The 14,891-nt window shown below is 68.2% G+C and carries 17 protein-coding genes, 2 tRNA genes and 1 pseudogene; 10 read left to right on the forward strand and 10 right to left on the reverse strand.

All coding sequences use genetic code 11. The features are described 5' to 3' along the window. Positions 1 to 686 precede the first annotated feature (686 nt). On the reverse strand, positions 687 to 878 hold the full coding sequence (locus tag E1284_RS12610) for a DUF397 domain-containing protein (RefSeq protein ID WP_131939233.1): 192 nt from the start codon (positions 876 to 878) through the stop codon (positions 687 to 689). Beyond that, positions 869 to 1,678: a helix-turn-helix domain-containing protein gene (locus E1284_RS12615; protein ID WP_279433036.1), complete on the reverse strand. Its 810-nt coding sequence runs from the start codon at positions 1,676 to 1,678 to the stop codon at positions 869 to 871. Before E1284_RS12615 ends, E1284_RS12610 begins: the two co-directional genes overlap by 10 nt. Before the next feature lie 135 nt (positions 1,679 to 1,813). Between E1284_RS12615 and E1284_RS12620 the strand changes: the two genes are divergently transcribed. Further along, entirely contained in the window at positions 1,814 to 2,212 is a 399-nt protein-coding gene (locus tag E1284_RS12620; protein WP_131939235.1) for an ATP-binding protein, read from the forward strand. A gap of 137 nt (positions 2,213 to 2,349) precedes the next feature. On the opposite strand, the gene E1284_RS41405 is transcribed toward E1284_RS12620, so the two are convergent. Both E1284_RS41405 and E1284_RS12625 read right to left on the reverse strand, forming a co-directional pair. Next, positions 2,350 to 2,499, reverse strand: coding sequence for a hypothetical protein (locus tag E1284_RS41405; RefSeq protein WP_165965241.1), 150 nt, complete (start codon positions 2,497 to 2,499; stop codon positions 2,350 to 2,352). Positions 2,500 to 2,855: 356 nt separating this feature from the next. After that, positions 2,856 to 4,199, reverse strand: a complete 1,344-nt coding sequence (locus E1284_RS12625) for a pentapeptide repeat-containing protein (protein ID WP_131939236.1) — start codon at positions 4,197 to 4,199, stop codon at positions 2,856 to 2,858. Between the two features lie 338 nt (positions 4,200 to 4,537). Between E1284_RS12625 and E1284_RS12630 the strand changes: the two genes are divergently transcribed. Next, on the forward strand, positions 4,538 to 5,308 hold the full coding sequence (locus E1284_RS12630) for a Mu transposase domain-containing protein (protein ID WP_207923715.1): 771 nt from the start codon (positions 4,538 to 4,540) through the stop codon (positions 5,306 to 5,308). Positions 5,309 to 5,569: 261 nt separating this feature from the next. Here E1284_RS12630 and E1284_RS12635 read toward each other — a convergent pair whose 3' ends face one another. Both E1284_RS12635 and E1284_RS41410 read right to left on the reverse strand, forming a co-directional pair. Continuing rightward, positions 5,570 to 6,109, reverse strand: a complete 540-nt coding sequence (locus tag E1284_RS12635; RefSeq protein WP_131939237.1) for a DoxX family protein — start codon at positions 6,107 to 6,109, stop codon at positions 5,570 to 5,572. A gap of 192 nt (positions 6,110 to 6,301) precedes the next feature. Continuing rightward, positions 6,302 to 6,460 carry a hypothetical protein gene (locus E1284_RS41410; protein ID WP_165965238.1) on the reverse strand — a complete coding sequence of 53 codons (159 nt, stop codon included), beginning with the start codon at positions 6,458 to 6,460 and terminating at the stop codon, positions 6,302 to 6,304. Here E1284_RS41410 and E1284_RS12640 point away from each other — a divergent pair. The 3 genes and pseudogenes from E1284_RS12640 (at position 6,444) to E1284_RS41415 (ending at position 8,473) form a co-directional block, all read left to right on the forward strand. Further along, on the forward strand, positions 6,444 to 6,644 hold the full coding sequence (locus tag E1284_RS12640; RefSeq protein WP_243714433.1) for a lytic murein transglycosylase: 201 nt from the start codon (positions 6,444 to 6,446) through the stop codon (positions 6,642 to 6,644). The two genes, E1284_RS41410 and E1284_RS12640, sit on opposite strands and share 17 nt — an antisense overlap. 278 nt (positions 6,645 to 6,922) lie before the next feature. After that, a pseudogene (locus E1284_RS43650) lies at positions 6,923 to 7,234 on the forward strand (tyrosine-type recombinase/integrase); the annotation flags it as partial. Between the two features lie 393 nt (positions 7,235 to 7,627). Continuing rightward, complete coding sequence (locus tag E1284_RS41415) at positions 7,628 to 8,473, forward strand: AraC family transcriptional regulator (RefSeq protein ID WP_243714435.1); 846 nt, start codon at positions 7,628 to 7,630, stop codon at positions 8,471 to 8,473. Here the strand turns inward: E1284_RS41415 and E1284_RS12650 are convergent. Further along, positions 8,360 to 9,556, reverse strand: a complete 1,197-nt coding sequence (locus E1284_RS12650; RefSeq protein ID WP_131939239.1) for an MFS transporter — start codon at positions 9,554 to 9,556, stop codon at positions 8,360 to 8,362. The genes E1284_RS41415 and E1284_RS12650 overlap by 114 nt on opposite strands. Positions 9,557 to 9,971: 415 nt before the next feature. Between E1284_RS12650 and E1284_RS12655 the strand changes: the two genes are divergently transcribed. Then, positions 9,972 to 10,565, forward strand: coding sequence for a hypothetical protein (locus E1284_RS12655; protein ID WP_131939240.1), 594 nt, complete (start codon positions 9,972 to 9,974; stop codon positions 10,563 to 10,565). A gap of 103 nt (positions 10,566 to 10,668) precedes the next feature. Here E1284_RS12655 and E1284_RS12660 read toward each other — a convergent pair whose 3' ends face one another. Then, positions 10,669 to 11,514, reverse strand: coding sequence for a helix-turn-helix transcriptional regulator (locus tag E1284_RS12660; RefSeq protein WP_207923716.1), 846 nt, complete (start codon positions 11,512 to 11,514; stop codon positions 10,669 to 10,671). A gap of 101 nt (positions 11,515 to 11,615) precedes the next feature. On the opposite strand from E1284_RS12660, the gene E1284_RS12665 reads away from it, so the two are divergent. The 3 genes from E1284_RS12665 (at position 11,616) to E1284_RS42495 (ending at position 13,944) form a co-directional block, all read left to right on the forward strand. Then, complete coding sequence (locus E1284_RS12665; protein ID WP_131939241.1) at positions 11,616 to 12,581, forward strand: alpha/beta hydrolase family protein; 966 nt, start codon at positions 11,616 to 11,618, stop codon at positions 12,579 to 12,581. A 203-nt stretch (positions 12,582 to 12,784) separates the two neighbouring features. After that, positions 12,785 to 13,252: a tyrosine-type recombinase/integrase gene (locus E1284_RS12670; RefSeq protein WP_131939242.1), complete on the forward strand. Its 468-nt coding sequence runs from the start codon at positions 12,785 to 12,787 to the stop codon at positions 13,250 to 13,252. A gap of 368 nt (positions 13,253 to 13,620) precedes the next feature. Continuing rightward, positions 13,621 to 13,944 carry a site-specific integrase gene (locus E1284_RS42495; RefSeq protein ID WP_243714434.1) on the forward strand — a complete coding sequence of 108 codons (324 nt, stop codon included), beginning with the start codon at positions 13,621 to 13,623 and terminating at the stop codon, positions 13,942 to 13,944. On the opposite strand, the gene E1284_RS12680 is transcribed toward E1284_RS42495, so the two are convergent. Together E1284_RS12680 and E1284_RS12685 are read right to left on the reverse strand one after the other, a co-directional pair. Further along, a tRNA-Ser gene (locus E1284_RS12680) sits at positions 13,926 to 14,014 on the reverse strand. The genes E1284_RS42495 and E1284_RS12680 overlap by 19 nt on opposite strands. A 137-nt stretch (positions 14,015 to 14,151) precedes the next feature. After that, on the reverse strand, positions 14,152 to 14,583 hold the full coding sequence (locus E1284_RS12685; RefSeq protein ID WP_131939244.1) for a hypothetical protein: 432 nt from the start codon (positions 14,581 to 14,583) through the stop codon (positions 14,152 to 14,154). A 179-nt stretch (positions 14,584 to 14,762) separates the two neighbouring features. Here E1284_RS12685 and E1284_RS12690 point away from each other — a divergent pair. Then, positions 14,763 to 14,835: transfer RNA gene (locus tag E1284_RS12690), tRNA-Arg, on the forward strand. Positions 14,836 to 14,891 lie beyond the last annotated feature (56 nt).

Here is a 14,891-nt window from a genome sequence, read left to right on the forward strand (position 1 = left end):
GCAGGTACGGGAGATCAGTCGACGCGCGTTCTCGCGGTTGGAGCTGCCCTGGCCCGGCCCCGAGGTTCGCGGGCGGTTCCAGGAAGTGGTCGAACCCCTTCATGACAGAGCCCATTCGGCCCTTGAGGAGAACCGGCTCCTGGAGGAATTGCTCGACCGGGTGCTGCGGGACGTGTCCTCAGTCGACGGGCTGCGGACTCCGGTCGCCTCAGGTGACGTGATGTCCGGGGGGACGCCGAGAGCTCTTCCTTCTCGGCTGCCCGTGCGCCTCAGCCGTCCTCGGTTCCGACGCCGGTGACTGGAGCGCACTCTCCACGGCCACGAAGCCGACGCCATTGGACGCCGCCGCCGACTGAACGCCGGCCTTCGGACGGTCTGAGGTGGGTTGGCTAGTGTCCGCGGGACGCCTTCACTCCTGTCCGCCCGGTGACGCAGAGGCGATCCCTCGCGCGGGCACCGGTCGGCAGCAGTGCTCCGTCTCGCTCGATGAAGCCCACCTGTCGGCAGACGTCGTGGATTCCCTCCAGGGAGGTGCCGTGACGGGAAGCGTGACGACTGCGCCCGGGGACAGGCGCAGAGGGCGGCCCGTGCAGGGAGTTGGCTGGTGGGGCATCCAGCCGGGGGCTGGACGACCCACCGTGAGGCGACGGATCGGGGCCGCTGCTGGGGTGGTCAGTGCGGGGTGGTCAGCGGGAGTCGGCGGCGGACTGGACGGCGGTGCGGAGGGCCGCGCGGGTCAGCAGGAGGACGGGGCCGTCCGGGTCCTTGCTGTCCCGCACCGCCACCACCGCGCCGACCGCGTCCGCCAACTCGACGCAGTTGCCGCCGTTGGAGCCGCTGTAGCTGCTCCTGCGCCACTTGGCGTCTGTCAGGTCCATTTTTCTCGGATGACCTTTCGGATCAGTTCGCAGGACATTTCCTGTGTGAGTGCCCGGGAACGGAGGTCAATCAAGGTACGGGCCACGATGGAAAGTTCTGCGGGGTTGTCCGTCGTAATGCCACGGATTGCAGTCTCGATGTAAGCGACCTCGCTGCGATCCTCCATCGTGGCGACCACGAAAGCCCCCATGTTGCCGTCATGCTCGCCACTTCCCAAGACTACTTGAACCGTGACGTTGGGCAACGTGCTCATGCTGATCAAGTGTTCCAACTGCTCTCTCATCGTCTCGGGGGTGCCCACCTGCCGGGTGAGCACCTGCTCGTCGATCAGCAGCAGCAGCGAGGGCGGAGCCTTGCCATCGTCCCTGGTAAGGATGGCCTGGCGCTTGATCCGAGCGTCTGCGGCCTCCTGGTTACCACGCAAGATCGCCAGCGCGTAGGCCGGAGTCTGGGCAAGGCCAGGAATCACTGAGTGCTCGTAGCAGATGAGGATCGCTGCGTCCGCTTCGATTTGGGGCCAGTCGAACCAGATCGGTACCGGGTGACCGTCCTTGTTCAGGTCCTCCCACAGGCTGATGAGCGAGCCGCCGACCTCCAGGTAGTCATCCACGATCTCGACGAAGGGCCGGGTGGCCCGCCTCTTCCCGTTCTCGATCCGGCTGATCTGGGCACCGCTCATCGTTGTCAACTGCGCGATGGTCTCCTGCTTGACCCCTTTGGCCTCCCGCATTCGGCGCATCTGACGGCCGAAGGCGACGAGGGCGGGGGACTCGCGGGGGCGCTGACGCCGTGGGGGCATGGCTCTTGCCTCTCGATGGAAGCTACCAACGACGATCACTCACTTCCCAAGACCTACCAGTAGGCCTTGGTAGTCACATCGTAGCCTGAAAATAGCGCACTGTGTGCTGTACGCCACACACAGTGAGGAGAGGTCATGGGGCAGGGCGCGGCGGAGAACGAGATGGTGGTGAAGCGGGACCCCAAGGTGGTCGCGGAGGTCCGGCAGTTCGTGCGGCTGGTCACCGGCGGGTACGGGATGGACGATTTCGTGCCGTGCCTGGTGGCCAGCGAGCTGGTCACCAATGCGCTCCAGCACGCGACGTCTGCGACCGACAAGGACGTAATCCTGCGGTTGAGCCGCACCGAGGACGACGCGCTGTGGATGGAGGTCCAGGACGCTGCCTGCGGCCTCCCGCACATGCTGGCGGCCGACACGTCCAGCGAGACGGGCCGCGGGCTGTTCATCGTCGACCAGTACGCCCGCTGCTGGGGCATCCGCGCCCTGGCAGGCAACGTCGGCAAGGTCGTCTTCGCGGTCATCGACCGCACGTGAAGACAACGCGGAGGGACGACCCCCGGTCCGTCCCTCCGCGTGCTGGCCTGCGCCACAGCTCCACTGACGGCCGCGACGTGTTCCTGGAGACGAACCAGGCCGGTGAATGGGGCTGGATCGCCGATGAGCTGACCGGATTAGGGCCCGTTGTTCTTGAAGAGCTGGGAGTAGCGGACGGAGTCGACGATCGCCGACTTGATGCGTTCGTGGGTGAGGTAGGCATCGAGGTCCGGCTGCCAGCCGGTGGTGTGGTCGGACGGCATGGCGGCGTGCCAGCGGATGATCAAAGTGTCCTGTTCCCCATCCGCAAGTGAACACCGTGTGGATGTGCGGCCTGCGCCATGTCGGCCTGGCTTCAGGGACTGTGCGGCCTGGACCTGGGCAACGGCCGGATCAGCACGGTCCTGAACCGGCTCCCGCTCCTGCCCGACCCCGGCTGACTCGCACCAACCCGCTCCTTCGACCCGGAATCCCCGAGGCCCGTGGAACCTCCGCCCACCCGCCGCGACAGACGGGCCTCTGCTCCAGGTGATATCGCCTCGGTGGGCAAAAAATGTTCACTGAACGCCGCGCGGGGACCCACTCATAGTCGAGCACGCTGCAGCACGTCAGTTCAACCAGCCACGATGTACGCCACTGACAATTAGCGGTTGAAGTCGAAGAAGGGGTCGCCCTGCAAAAGGGGCCGTGGTTGCGGGAGGGGTTCCTGTGGTGCGGATGGTGGCTTTTCGTGTACTCGAAAGGTGTCCTGGTCGATGGGGTCGGATACCCTGCGGGCGACCTCTGCGAACTCGGTGCTCGGCCATCTCGTCGTGGAGTCCCATGTGCACTGAGCGAAGTGCCCCAGTACGTCGCTCGGGTCAAGCGATCCGGAAATGTAGTGTAGGAGGGCGCCGGTGAAATCCGTGCCGGTGAGGTCGGCGCCGGTGAAAACGGCTCCCACCAGGTGGGCGCCGATGAGCTTGGTCCGCACGAGCCTGGCGCCATTGAAGCACCAGGAGCCGACCTCGGGGGCGCCGCCGAGGTAGACACCGGTCAGGTCGGCATCGGTCAGGTCGGCGCCGATGAAATCGCCGACGATGCCGAAGTCGGCGTCGCGTAGATCCGCGCCGATGAGTTTGGCGCCGGTGAACTGGGCTCCCCCGCCCACGGTCCGGCCCGGCTCGGCCCAGGAGAGATCGGCATAGCGCAGGTCGGCTCCGCTGAGGTCGGCGCCTGTGAGGTCGGTGCCCTCGGGGAACCGGACGCCCCGCAGGTCGGCCCCACGCAAGTCCTTGCCGACGAGTTGGGCGATGGCCTCGGCACTGCTGTCATCGATCAGTGCCGCCAGGTTCTCCGGTAAGCCGGACGGCCGACTGGCCCCTGTCCGCTCGCCGGTGATGGCGTCTTCAGGGACGACCCTTCCGTGCAGCGCGTACAGGTGGAAACCGTCGCGGTAGCGTAGTGCCGGGCCTGTGCGGCAGTGCAGCACCGGGGGGTCTTCCCCGGGCCTTGGTGTGGTGGCGAGACGGATCAGAACGGGACGCTCGCACACCAGACAGATTTTCTCGAAGGGCCACCAGCCGCCGCAGGATTCGATGAGTTCCTTCCACAGCGCCAGCCTGTGATTCCAGACCTCCCGGCGTCGTTTACGGGAAAACCATCCGCCCTTCTTGCCTTGATGACCGCTGAGCAGCGTCAGGAGGAAGTCTCCCGGCTCCGGCACACCGTGAGCGGCCGCGATCGACTCGGGCTCCGGCGTGCCGAACTCACTCCAGTTCCAATCGGGATCCCCGCGGGGTGAGACGATCCACATCAGCTGAGGCTGCGGCGCGCCGACCAGCTCATACAACCCGCGGATCGCCGCCTCGGCGGCAGGCCGGTCGGCCGGCTCAGTGGCTTGCCGTCCCGCCCAATCCGGCAGGCGAGCGCCCAGCCGTGTGATTTCCAGGCCGGCAATGTCCGGGCTGACATAAATCTCGGTGTTGAACGGGCGAGGCAGCGTCATAATCGCTCCCTATCACGAAACGCATCACGCATCCAGGCCTCGAGCCAGTGCGCCTTCAGCCAGTCGGGTGCTCCTTGCGGCACCGCCCATTTTAGGCAGGCCAAAACCATCATTTTCCGCAATTGCGTGCGCCATCGAGCATGGAGTGGTTTCGTCCGCGTCTAGCGGCAACGTCGTTGATGAGTTTGGGCAACGCCCCTGATCGTCGGGGTGCTGTGTTGATGAGTTTCAGCAACACCCCAGGGGTTGCGGTGGGAGTATCTGGTGTGTCACCCGCCGTGAGGGGGCCTGGATGGCGCGGCAGTCCAAGACCGAGTTGTACGCGGCCATCCGCCGTGATGTGCGGGGTGGGCCACCACTTCGTCCCGGTGCCCGAGGTCGACTCGCTGGCCGAGCTGAACCGGATGGTGGACCGCTGGGATGAGGAGGACGAGGCGCGGCGGATCCGGTCGCCTCCCCGCACGATCGGTGAGTTGTTCGCCGCCGAGCGGCCGCTGCTGCAGCCACTGCCGGTCGAGGTGTCCGAGACGGGTCGGCATTTCTCGCTGCGGGTGGATCGGCACAGCGAGATCAGCGTGCGCACCAACCGTTACTCGGTGCCGGTCCGGCTGATCGGCCGGATGGTCCAGGTTGTGCTGCACGCCTCGGAGCTGGCCGTCTATGACGGACGTGAGGAAGTGGCCTGGCACGAGCGGCTCAGGGCCAAAGGCGGCCGGAAGGTGGAGCTGGACCACTACCTGGAGGCCCTGGTCCGCAAGCCCGGCGCGCTGCCGGGCGCGACCGCACTGGAACAGGCCCGCGCCGCGGGCAAGTTCACCCTCGTCCATGACGCTTGGTGGGCGGCGGCCGGCAAGGCCCATGGCGACCGTGAGGGCACCCGCGCCCTGATCGATGTGCTGCTGCTGAACCAGCACATGAACCACGAGCACATCGTCGCCGGCATCGCCGCGGCGTTGCGGGCCGGGGCGTTGTCCGCCGACGCGGTCTCGCTGGAAGCCCGCAAGGTGAGCATCGGCAGGCTCCGTCCGCGCAGGCGGTACCACGCCTCCTCCGCGGACGTCCCGAGCAGCCCAGCCATGTCGCCCTGCGACAGCCGGTCCCAGCAGTAGATCCTGCTCGTCGGAAAAGGCCGTGGGCCTCGATGAGCGGGACAAGCGCCGGTGAGGGCGGCTCGGCGGCCGTTGCGCCGAGCCGCGCCAACAGGCCGGCCCCGGCGATCCACCCGTCCGTCAGGCGGATGAGGTCGACCAGGTGATCCGGGCATATCTCGGTCGCCAGCCGAGCCGCTCCTCCTCGGTGAGGAGTAGGTCGCGCAGGTTGGGAGAACTCACACACCGCTCAGCACCAGGCCACCCGTCAGGGGCCCTGCTCTAGGCTTCGATCTTCTCGGCGGGCTGCCTGTCCGGGCGCCAGAACACAGCCAGAAGGGCGGCGGCGCCAAGGCCGCCGACAAGGACGGTGATGGTGAGGCCCAACCAGCCGGACAGGTCACCAGAGATCCCGAGCGTCCGGTCGAGGGAGGCTGCGCCCCCACCCAGCGCACCGAGCGCACACGCCACCATGATGATCATGAGGACGTACTCATAGCCCTGGCCGGGACGAAAGATGAAGAAGCCGTTGCTCAGATGAGCGGTGATGAACGCGACGGCCATCGTGCCGACCGCGCCGGCGGCGGCCAGCGGGGTGAGCAGGCCGAGCAGCAGCAGGACGCCCGCGCCGATTTCGGTCCCGGTCGCCATCAGTGCGTGGAGCCGGCCCGGCCGTAGGCCCATGGATTCGAACCAGCCCGCCGTGCCCTCGATCTTCCCGCCGCCGAAGGCGTGGTTCCAGCCGTGAGCGAGAAGCGTGCCGCCCACGGAGACCCGCAGTACCAGGGATGCGATGTCGATGCCCGACGTGTCAACTGCCATTCAAAGCGCCTTCCCTTGGGGGTGCTGGCGTTATATGCCCGGTTGCTGGACATGCCGCGGTGCTCTGCGGCGTTCACCATGTCGCACCCACTGGTGCATGACTGTACTTCTGATGAAATTTCCGATGAGAGCCAGGCCTGCCAGTTCACCGGCCCCCGGCGAATGGCTCCGCCGAAGCCCTCTCGGTCAGTCTCAGAGGGAGACATACCGGTGTGTGGTCACGGTGCCGATCCCGAACGCGGCCGCCAGGTAGGCGTAGGTGCCCTCGGCGCCGGCGCACAGGCCGGTCTCGGACCACCCGTTGTGGCGGATGCGCAGGCGCCACCGTCCGTTGATGCAGTTCCTGCCCACGACCTGGACCGCCTACGGCGTCGACGGCGACCACGACGGCCGCAAAGACCCCTACAACCACGCCGACTGGTACGTCCGCAAGGTCCTCGCCCAAGCCGCCCGCTACGCCGCGCCCACAGCAACCGGCCGCGGCGCCATCGCCGTCAAGGACTGCTCCGGCCTCACCCAATACGCCTCGTGTTGACCGCTGGGAGGAGAACGGGAAGAGCCCGGCCCCGGTCATGGTGTGGACTCCCGCTCAGACAGGCGCCTTTCTCGACTACATCTACGAGGCGGCACGGCTGTACGCGCTGTTCCACCTCGTGGCCTTCCGAGGACCTCGAACCCGACGACACCAAGTCCGATGCCGGGGAACGAGCCGTCACAACCGACACGACCACGGCCGACCACCTGCGGGCCTGGGGGACCCGGCAGAAGGCCGAGAGGTTCGCAGCCGGCCCGGCCTGGGTGAACTCAGGTCTGGTGTTCACGCGTCCCGACGGTTCGCCGCTCCGCCCCGAGTGGATTTCGCAGCGCTTCGAACTGCTCATCACGCAGTACGCCGCCATCAGAGGACGGCACGAGGATGACGGTTGGACGATCCCGCAGATCGCCAAGCGCCACCGGGTCAGCGAGGTGAAGGTGCGGGCCGCGCTCGCCGGAGGGCCGCTCCCTCCCATCCGGTTCCACGACCTGCGTCACGGGGCAGCCACGCTGTCCCTGGCAGCCGGAGTCGAGATGAAGGCGGTCAGCGAGACGCTGGGGCATGCGCGGTCGTCCTTCACCGCCGACGTCTATGCCTCCGTGGTCCCCCAGGTCTTCAAAGCCGCCGCCGAGGCGGCTGCAGCCGTGGTCCCCCCTCGGCCCCCCAAAGCAAACCAGCGGCTCCCTCGATCGGACGAGATCAAGGTAACCGCTGGTCAGAGGCGGAGGATCTGGGGATTTGAACCCCACGTTCCCGCAGGTCAGCGTCCACAGGTAGACCCTCGCCATCCGAGCACTCACTGTAATCACCAGGTCGACTCCCGTAGCCAGTCGAGACTCGGCCTATTGGGACGCCATCCGGGACGTGCGGGAATAGGCCGCCGTCTTGTATCTGCTTCAGCTCACGTGGCGAACATCGTGGATATCTCACGGGCAGACGACGTCGGCACCTCCTCCCCGGAACCGGCGTGGGAGATGTCGCGAATGGACCATGTCCAGCTGCCGGCGGGCGCGGTGCTCACCGAACCGCCGGTCCCGCTGTGGGCGTTGGTGCTGGAGGGCGAACTCACGCTTGAGGCGGCGTTCGAGGCCCAGTCGCTCGCCGAGGGGGATGCCGTCCTCATCGACGCCCGCACCGCTCACCGGCTCACCGCGTCGGAGCGGCACGAGGAGTCCGCCTTGGTTGTAGCGGACCTGCGCATGGCCGTCCCGGTCCGTCGGCTGCCCAGCCCCCTGGTGGTCCGCGGCTTCGGTACCCGGCATGGCGGCGTCAGGGCGCTCGTCACGCAGTGCCCGCTCGAACGTGCGTGCCGGCCGACCCTGTTCGCCGCCAGCTACGGCAACCTGATCGGCGCGGCGATGACCACCTCTTGGCAGGAGGACGAGGGCGGCGACGCCGGACCTCCCGACGAGGCCGTCACCGCGGTGGTGGCCGCCGTGACCGCCCGTCCGGCCGAGCCGTGGACCGTCGAGGGGATGGCCCGCCTGGTCCACCTGTCGCGTTCCGCCCTGGGCGAGCGGTTCCGCCGCGCACTCGGCCGCGGGCCCGCGGAGGTGCTCCGGGAGATCCGGATGCGGGAGGCGCGCCGGCTGCTCGCGGACCCCGCGCGTCCGGTGGAGTACATCGCGTCCGCCGTCGGGTACGGCTCCACCGCCGCCTTCAGCCGGGCGTTCTCGTCCTATCACGGTGTCGCGCCGCAGGCCTGGCGGGAGCCGTCACCCGCGCGGGACGCGCAGCGCGGCGAAAAGCAGTCCGGCCGCCGCGGCGAACCCCGTGCCGAGCAGGAAGGCCGCCTGCACGCCGCGGGCGTCCAGGAGCGCGCCTCCTGACGCCGACCCCAGCGTGATCGCCACCTGGAACGCGGTGACCTGCAACGACAGGGCCGACTCGGCACGCTCGGGCTCGACGCGGGTCACCCACAACTGGGTGGCGACCGGGACCATGTTGAAGGCCACGCCCCACAGGACGACCCCCGCGGCCAGCACCGGCAGGGACGGCGCGGTCGCGGTGACCAGCAGGCCGCCGGCCAGCAGCAGCGGGGCCGCGGCGACCACCGCGCGCAGCCGTCCCGCGAACCGCCCGGCGGCGAGGTTGCCCGCCATCCCGCCCACGCCCCAGGCCAGCAGCAGCCACACCGTGGCGCCCGCGTCGAAGTCCTCGATCGCGACCCGGATGAAGGGGTAGGCGGCGAAGTTGCCGAACGCGACCAGGACCACGCCCAGCACCCCGGCCATCAGCCACCGGTTGGCGAGCGCCGCCCGCAGCATCGCCATTCCGGCCGCCGGGTGAGGGGGGACCGGCGGCAACGTCAGGGCCACGGCCAGGGCGGCGGCGAAGCCGAGTGCCGCCGCGACGCCGAACACCAACCGCCAGCCGACCGCGTCCCCGAGCAGGGACGCCAACGGGACGCCGCCGATCGTCGCGAGGGTGACGCCCAGCGCGATGGACGTTGAGACCACGCTGTCGCGTCCTGGCACGGCGCGGGTCCCGGCGCCGAACGCGAACGACCAGTATCCGGCGATGGCGACGCCGAGGACGAGCCGGCCGAGGAGCAGGACGGCGAAACCGGGGGCGACCGCCACCGCCAGGTTCGAGACGGCCGCCGCGACCAGCAGCCCGGTCAGGACCGTGCGCCGGTCGGTCCGCGGCAGCAGCACCGCGATGCTGGGGGCGGTGACCGCGCCCGCGACCGCGGTCGCCGCGACCGCCAGACCGGCGGTGCCCTCGCTGACCCCGAGGTCGCCGGCCATCGTGGGCAGCACGCTCGCCGGCAGGAACTCGCTACCGACGAGAACCGCGATCCCAGCGGCGAGCGCGACGATCGGTGACCAGTTCGTCGAGTCGCCGGACCGTGCCGGGGACTCGGGGTTCGGCGAGTCAGTGGACGGCGGCGAGGACTGGGGCGTTGACATGCCTTCCAGCCTCGCCTCCTCCGCGCCGCCGCAGTTGATCGCGTGACGCGCACAGTTGACCCTCTGACCGGTCTGTGACCGGCCAGGCTCTCGGTGGAGTCGTGGTCGCCGCCGGGGTGATGACGATGGTGCGGTCGTGCCCTGCGGTTGCGAAGGTGTCCGAGCCGGGACGCCAAATCACGGCCTCACGAATGTGGCTGCTGCGAATCCGTTCGCCGGAGATGGCATCAGGTGAGGTTTCGTCCAGTCTCCACAGGCCGATCGTGCGGTCGCTGGAGCAGGAGAGCAGCATCGTGTGGCCTTCAATGCCGGTCCAGGCGTGGAGGTGGGCGGCGTCGTCCAGCGGCGTCCGGGCTCAACCGTTCGGGCCGGCTCCGAAGCCGTATGCGGCGCTCGCGAACGAGATACTGGTGCAATGCAAGACTCGTGGGTGCACGTTGGTCGGCTCTGGACCAACGGCGAACCGTTTCTCGCGCTCGACGCCGCACTTCGTGAGGCCTGGCAGGGCTTCAGCGACGACGAGTTCGACCGGATCGTCGAACTCGGCCCGCAGGAAACCAGCATCCTCGTCGGCAGCGAACGAGCTGCCCTCGTCGGCGGTGACGGGGTCGTCCGCGACGACAGTTGGATCGAGGTCTTCCAGGCGGCGAGCGGCACCGTCGCCATCGTGCAGGCCTCCGGTGGAGACTATTCGGAAGCGCTGGCCAGAGCGCTTGAGTACCCGACTGCACAGGACGAAGACGGAGACACGCTGAACGTGCGCAGCGGCGCGCTTGCCATCTTCAGTGCCGCGGTCGATGGTGCCGGTCCGCACTCCGTACCCCTGCTCGCGGCTCAACCCGGACCAGTGCCGGCCGTCCACGGTCCGCCGTCTCCCGGTGTGGACCCGGGCCTCCTGTTGGCCACCGCGCACACCACCTACAAGCTCAAGGTTCGCTGGTACACCGAACTCGACGAGGACGACTGCTTCGCCCGGTGGCTCCTCGTTCCAGTACAGGCCAAAGGCTGAACAACGCTCGGAACGGATCCGCACCATCAGCGGCAGAAGAGTGCGTTCGCAGGCGAGTCAGTGGGAGCCATGGGCGTGGCCCTGTCGTGCGTGACCAGCGTGTTCACTCCGCCTCGGAAAACTGCTGGGTGCCGATCACGCGTAGCAGCTCAAGCTTCTCGGCGGCGTCCGTGCCCTCCAGCGGCAGGAGGATTCGCACCCGGATACCCGTCTCGGGCGTCACGAGCAACTGGCAACGCAGCCGGATCAGCCCGACCGTGGGGTGCTGGACATCCTTCAGATCGGCGCGTCGGACGGCTACGTCGTGCCGGTCCCACAGCATCCGGAACTCCGCGCTGTGCGCGGCGAGGTCATTCACCAGATCAGTGATCTGGTCGTCTTCGGCTCGGCGGGAGTAGGTGGCGCGAAGGTCGCTGACATGAGCCGCCGACAGGCGGGCCCGATCTGCTTCCGGAACGCGATCATAGGACGCTGGGCGCGTGAACCAACGCCAATAGACGTTGCCGTCACGGCCGGGGCGAAGCTCGCCACGGCAGTGCAGAAGGTCATCGAGCGCGTTGGTGTAGAGCACATCGCCGAGCTCGTTGTAGACGCACGTCGGCAGGCCCTCCAGATGGGCGGCGAGTTGACGCATTCCCGGGTCGATATGGCGACCGACCCGGCGCGGCGGAATCGGCACACCGGCGAGGCGGAAGAGATGGTCCCTCTCATCCGGGGTGCACCGCAACGCCCGAGCGAGCGCGGCCACGACCGACTCTGACGGGTCGGAGCCGCGGGCCTGCTCCAGCCGCGCGTAGAAGTCGCTCGACACACCGGCCAGCACGGCGACCTCTTCGCGCCGCAAGCCGGGCGTCCTGCGACGCGACGTCTCCGGCAGGCCGACGTCCGACGGCGAGAGCGCCGCACGCCGTCGACGCAAGAACTCGGCGAGTCCGGGCCGGTCGATCACCTCATCAGTATGTCCACGCGGACGCCGCCGCAGCCAGGACCAGGCTGGTCCTGGATGGACCGGCCCTGGCAGACCACGACGAGCGGCCGCACGGTAGGTCCATGACCAACAACTACGTCCAGCTCGCCCGGAGCATCCCCGTCCCGGAAGCGGTGCCAACCGTCTCGGTCAACCCGGTCACCCTGCGGGCACCCGACCGCGGCCTCCCGCTGGAACTGCGGGTCACGGCACCCCTGCACGGCGGCGCCCTGCCGATCGTGCTGCTATCCCATGGCGGCGGCAGCTCGCACTATCTGAAGTCCAAGGACGGCTACTCGCCCCTCGTCGACTTCTACGCGAGCCACGGATTCGCCGTTATCCAACCGACCCATCTGAGTTCCCCCAGCGGTGGACTCGGCCTGGACAAGGACGCTCCCGGCTACCCGCTCTTCTGGCGGTCACGGATCGATGACTTCGGCCTCATCCTGGACAACCTGAACGCCATCGAGGCCCAGGCGCCGGTCGTCGCCGGACGGCTTGATCCGGCGCGCATCGCCGCCGTCGGTCACTCAGCGGGCGGTAACACCGTCAGCGCGCTGCTCGGCGCGCGGGCCACCGATCCGGCCGGCGGCACCGTCCTCGACCTGCGCGAGCCCCGCATCATCGCCGGTGTGCTGCTCGCCTCGACCGGCAGCGCGGAGGGCATGACCAACACCATGCGCGAGCAGTACCCCGAGCTGGAAACCGACTTCTCCCACCTGACCACGCGAACCCTGGTCGTCTACGGCGACCAGGACGGGAACCCCGTCGCGACCACCCGCGGCGCCGACTGGCACGCGGAGCCCTACCACCTCAGCCCAGGCGCCGACGCCCTGCTGACCCTGCCCGGCGCGAAGCACTACCTGGGCGGCATCATGGGCTACAGCCTCGCCGAGACCGACGACGAAGACCCCGAACGACTCGCGGTCACCCAGCGCATGACCTGGGCCTACCTACGATCGGCCCTCCACGCCGGTGACCCCGCGTGGCAGCAGGCGACCGACGCGATTCGCGGCGACCCATCACTCGGACGTGTGCACACCAAGTAGCCGCCACCAACGCTATGTCGGATGGCGCCACAAGACGCAGGTCCACCGGAACGTCCACAATTCGGCATGAGCGGGCGTTTGGCCCATGAGAAGGAGTCGGCTGATGAAGGAGGTGGTCGATCGGTGCTGCGGGACATGGCCTCGATCGCGGCAGGCAGCTGATGGCCTATCTCTGATCATCTGCTCTGTGCTGTCCCGGTTGCTTGTCGCAGGAGGTGCTCGGCAAGGCTTCGCACGTCGGCGAGCAGGGAGCCGGCGGCTGGCCGAGGTCGAGCGTGTGTGGGTGGATGGCGATGCCGGTGAGCCGGACGCGCTGGGCAGCGTGCGAGATGTTGCCTTCGGCGTGGACATGGTGGCCGATCGGGGGATGGGACCGGTGCAGTAGGCGGGAGAAGATTTGGCTTCCGGCCAAGAGGGAGAGCCTGTCAAGCTCGACCTTCGCGGACTATGCGGAGATCGTCCAGCTCTACCTGGTGCCCGGACTGGGGGACCTCAAGCTGGTCGACCTGAGGGACAAGCAGGTGATCGACCTGTATGAGGCGATCCTGCAGATCAACCGGGTCAGCGTGCCCGCGCCCTGCAGATCGGTGTCCGCCCAGGCCAGCCCCGCGACCTCGGCACGACGCAGCCCGCGGAAGGCGACCAGACTAGGAAGGTGCACGGGCCGGTGATGGTCTGGACACCCGCCCAAACGGGTGCGTTTCTCGACTTCATCGCGGAGGAGCGGTTGTACGCCCTCTTCCATCGTCCGCGAGACGAGCCCTGATTCCGAGACCCATGCCGCGACGAGTACGACGACACCAAGTCCGGAGGCCGGTGAGCGCACCGTGGCGCTGGACGAGGCGACCATCGCGGTTCTGCTGGACTGGAGGACCCGTCAGGAACGTGAAAGGTCCGTCGCCGGCCCCGAAGTATGGGTGGACTCCGGACGGGTCTTCACCCGTGAGGACGGAACCCGGCTGCGTCCGCAGTGGATCTCCACACGGTTCGAGGACCTGGTCAGGAAGTACGGACTCGTCCAGCACAGGCACTCCGAAGAGTGCCGCCGATTCGCTTCCACGATCTACGGCACGGAGCGGCGACGCTCGCCCTGCTGGGCAACGTCAACATGAAAGTGATCAGCGAGACGCTCGGCCATGCCCGGCACTCGCTCACCGCCGACACCTACACCTCGGTGCTTCCAGAGGTGTCCCGGGCGGCGGCAGAGGCCGTGGCTGCGGTCGTCCCTCGCCGACCTCAGCTGGAGACACCTGCTGCAGCCACCAACGTGATCACGGACATCCCGGAACGCGACAGGGACTTCGTCCGGATCGAGATCTTGGACGAAGTCCCTGGTCAGAGAGGCGGAGGATCGGGGATTTGAACCCCGGATGGGCGTGAACCCAAACCGCATTAGCAGTGCGGCGCCATAGACCGGACTAGGCGAATCCTCCAGTAGCCATCAGGCTCAGGACAGGTTACCGGTTCGGCGAGCCAACCGGCAAAGCCTGCGTCCCGTGGCCACAGAAGCATAGTGGGAAAGCGGCGCGGAGGTGTCGCTCCCGGGGCCGCGGGAGCGAGGCGACGGCGGTCAGCCCAGGCGGAACCCGCTGAAGCCGCAGGCCTTGGCGAGGTCGTTGCCGTGCCGCTGCATGGCGGCGGTGTCGGGCCGGCTCATGGACGAGGTGTTGCCGGAGCTCAGGTTGCGCAGCATCTCGGCGGTCTGGTCGAGGTCGCCCGCGAACGCGGTCGCGGCGCTCTCCACGTCACCGCCGGCGCTCTGCCCCTCCGCCCGGACCTTGGCGGCAGTGTCCGAGAACTTCTGGGCGGTCGCGGACGCACCACTCGACGACGTCATCGACAGGCCGCCGGTGGAGAAGCTCCGCAGCTCCGACTCGATGTTCTTGCACGCGGTCGTCTTCTTCCCGCCGGCGATGGCGTCGATCGCGCCACAGCCCGTGGAGCCGAGCATCAAGCCGCCGACCGCGACGATGCCGGCCAGCTTGACGGCGGACATGCGCATGGGGGTTCTCCTTTTGGGGGATTGGGTCTTCGGACGGGCATGGGAGCACCCGCCTCGATCTTCCTTTGGCGTGTTGATGCCGCATGAGGTTCCGTGACCCAAGTCACACTTCTGTGGGCCTGCATCCGTCAACTGATTCGCGGACAGGTCCAGGGAGCCGGTACAGTTAGCTCCGGCAGGCACCCGTAGCTCAACGGATAGAGCATCTGACTACGGATCAGAAGGTTAGGGGTTCGAATCCCTTCGGGTGCACACAGGTCAGGGCCCTCTTCCGATTGTGGAAGGGGGCTTTTGCGTGTGGCAGGGGG

This window comes from Actinomadura bangladeshensis (genome assembly GCF_004348335.1).
Lineage (GTDB): Bacteria > Actinomycetota > Actinomycetes > Streptosporangiales > Streptosporangiaceae > Spirillospora > Spirillospora bangladeshensis.

What these genes read in the sequence shown, in the direction of transcription:
- E1284_RS12610 (WP_131939233.1), bottom strand. Translation starts at nt 878, where the DNA reads ATGGACCTGACAGACGCCAAGTGGCGCAGGAGCAGCTACAGCGGCTCC.
- E1284_RS12615 (WP_279433036.1), bottom strand. Translation starts at nt 1,678, where the DNA reads ATGCCCCCACGGCGTCAGCGCCCCCGCGAGTCCCCCGCCCTCGTCGCC.
- E1284_RS12620 (WP_131939235.1), top strand. Translation starts at nt 1,814, where the DNA reads ATGGGGCAGGGCGCGGCGGAGAACGAGATGGTGGTGAAGCGGGACCCC.
- E1284_RS12625 (WP_131939236.1), bottom strand. Translation starts at nt 4,199, where the DNA reads ATGACGCTGCCTCGCCCGTTCAACACCGAGATTTATGTCAGCCCGGAC.
- E1284_RS12630 (WP_207923715.1), top strand. Translation starts at nt 4,538, where the DNA reads ATGTGCGGGGTGGGCCACCACTTCGTCCCGGTGCCCGAGGTCGACTCG.
- E1284_RS12635 (WP_131939237.1), bottom strand. Translation starts at nt 6,109, where the DNA reads ATGGCAGTTGACACGTCGGGCATCGACATCGCATCCCTGGTACTGCGG.
- E1284_RS12640 (WP_243714433.1), top strand. Translation starts at nt 6,444, where the DNA reads ATGCAGTTCCTGCCCACGACCTGGACCGCCTACGGCGTCGACGGCGAC.
- E1284_RS41415 (WP_243714435.1), top strand. Translation starts at nt 7,628, where the DNA reads ATGGACCATGTCCAGCTGCCGGCGGGCGCGGTGCTCACCGAACCGCCG.
- E1284_RS12650 (WP_131939239.1), bottom strand. Translation starts at nt 9,556, where the DNA reads ATGTCAACGCCCCAGTCCTCGCCGCCGTCCACTGACTCGCCGAACCCC.
- E1284_RS12655 (WP_131939240.1), top strand. Translation starts at nt 9,972, where the DNA reads ATGCAAGACTCGTGGGTGCACGTTGGTCGGCTCTGGACCAACGGCGAA.
- E1284_RS12665 (WP_131939241.1), top strand. Translation starts at nt 11,616, where the DNA reads ATGACCAACAACTACGTCCAGCTCGCCCGGAGCATCCCCGTCCCGGAA.
- E1284_RS12685 (WP_131939244.1), bottom strand. Translation starts at nt 14,583, where the DNA reads ATGCGCATGTCCGCCGTCAAGCTGGCCGGCATCGTCGCGGTCGGCGGC.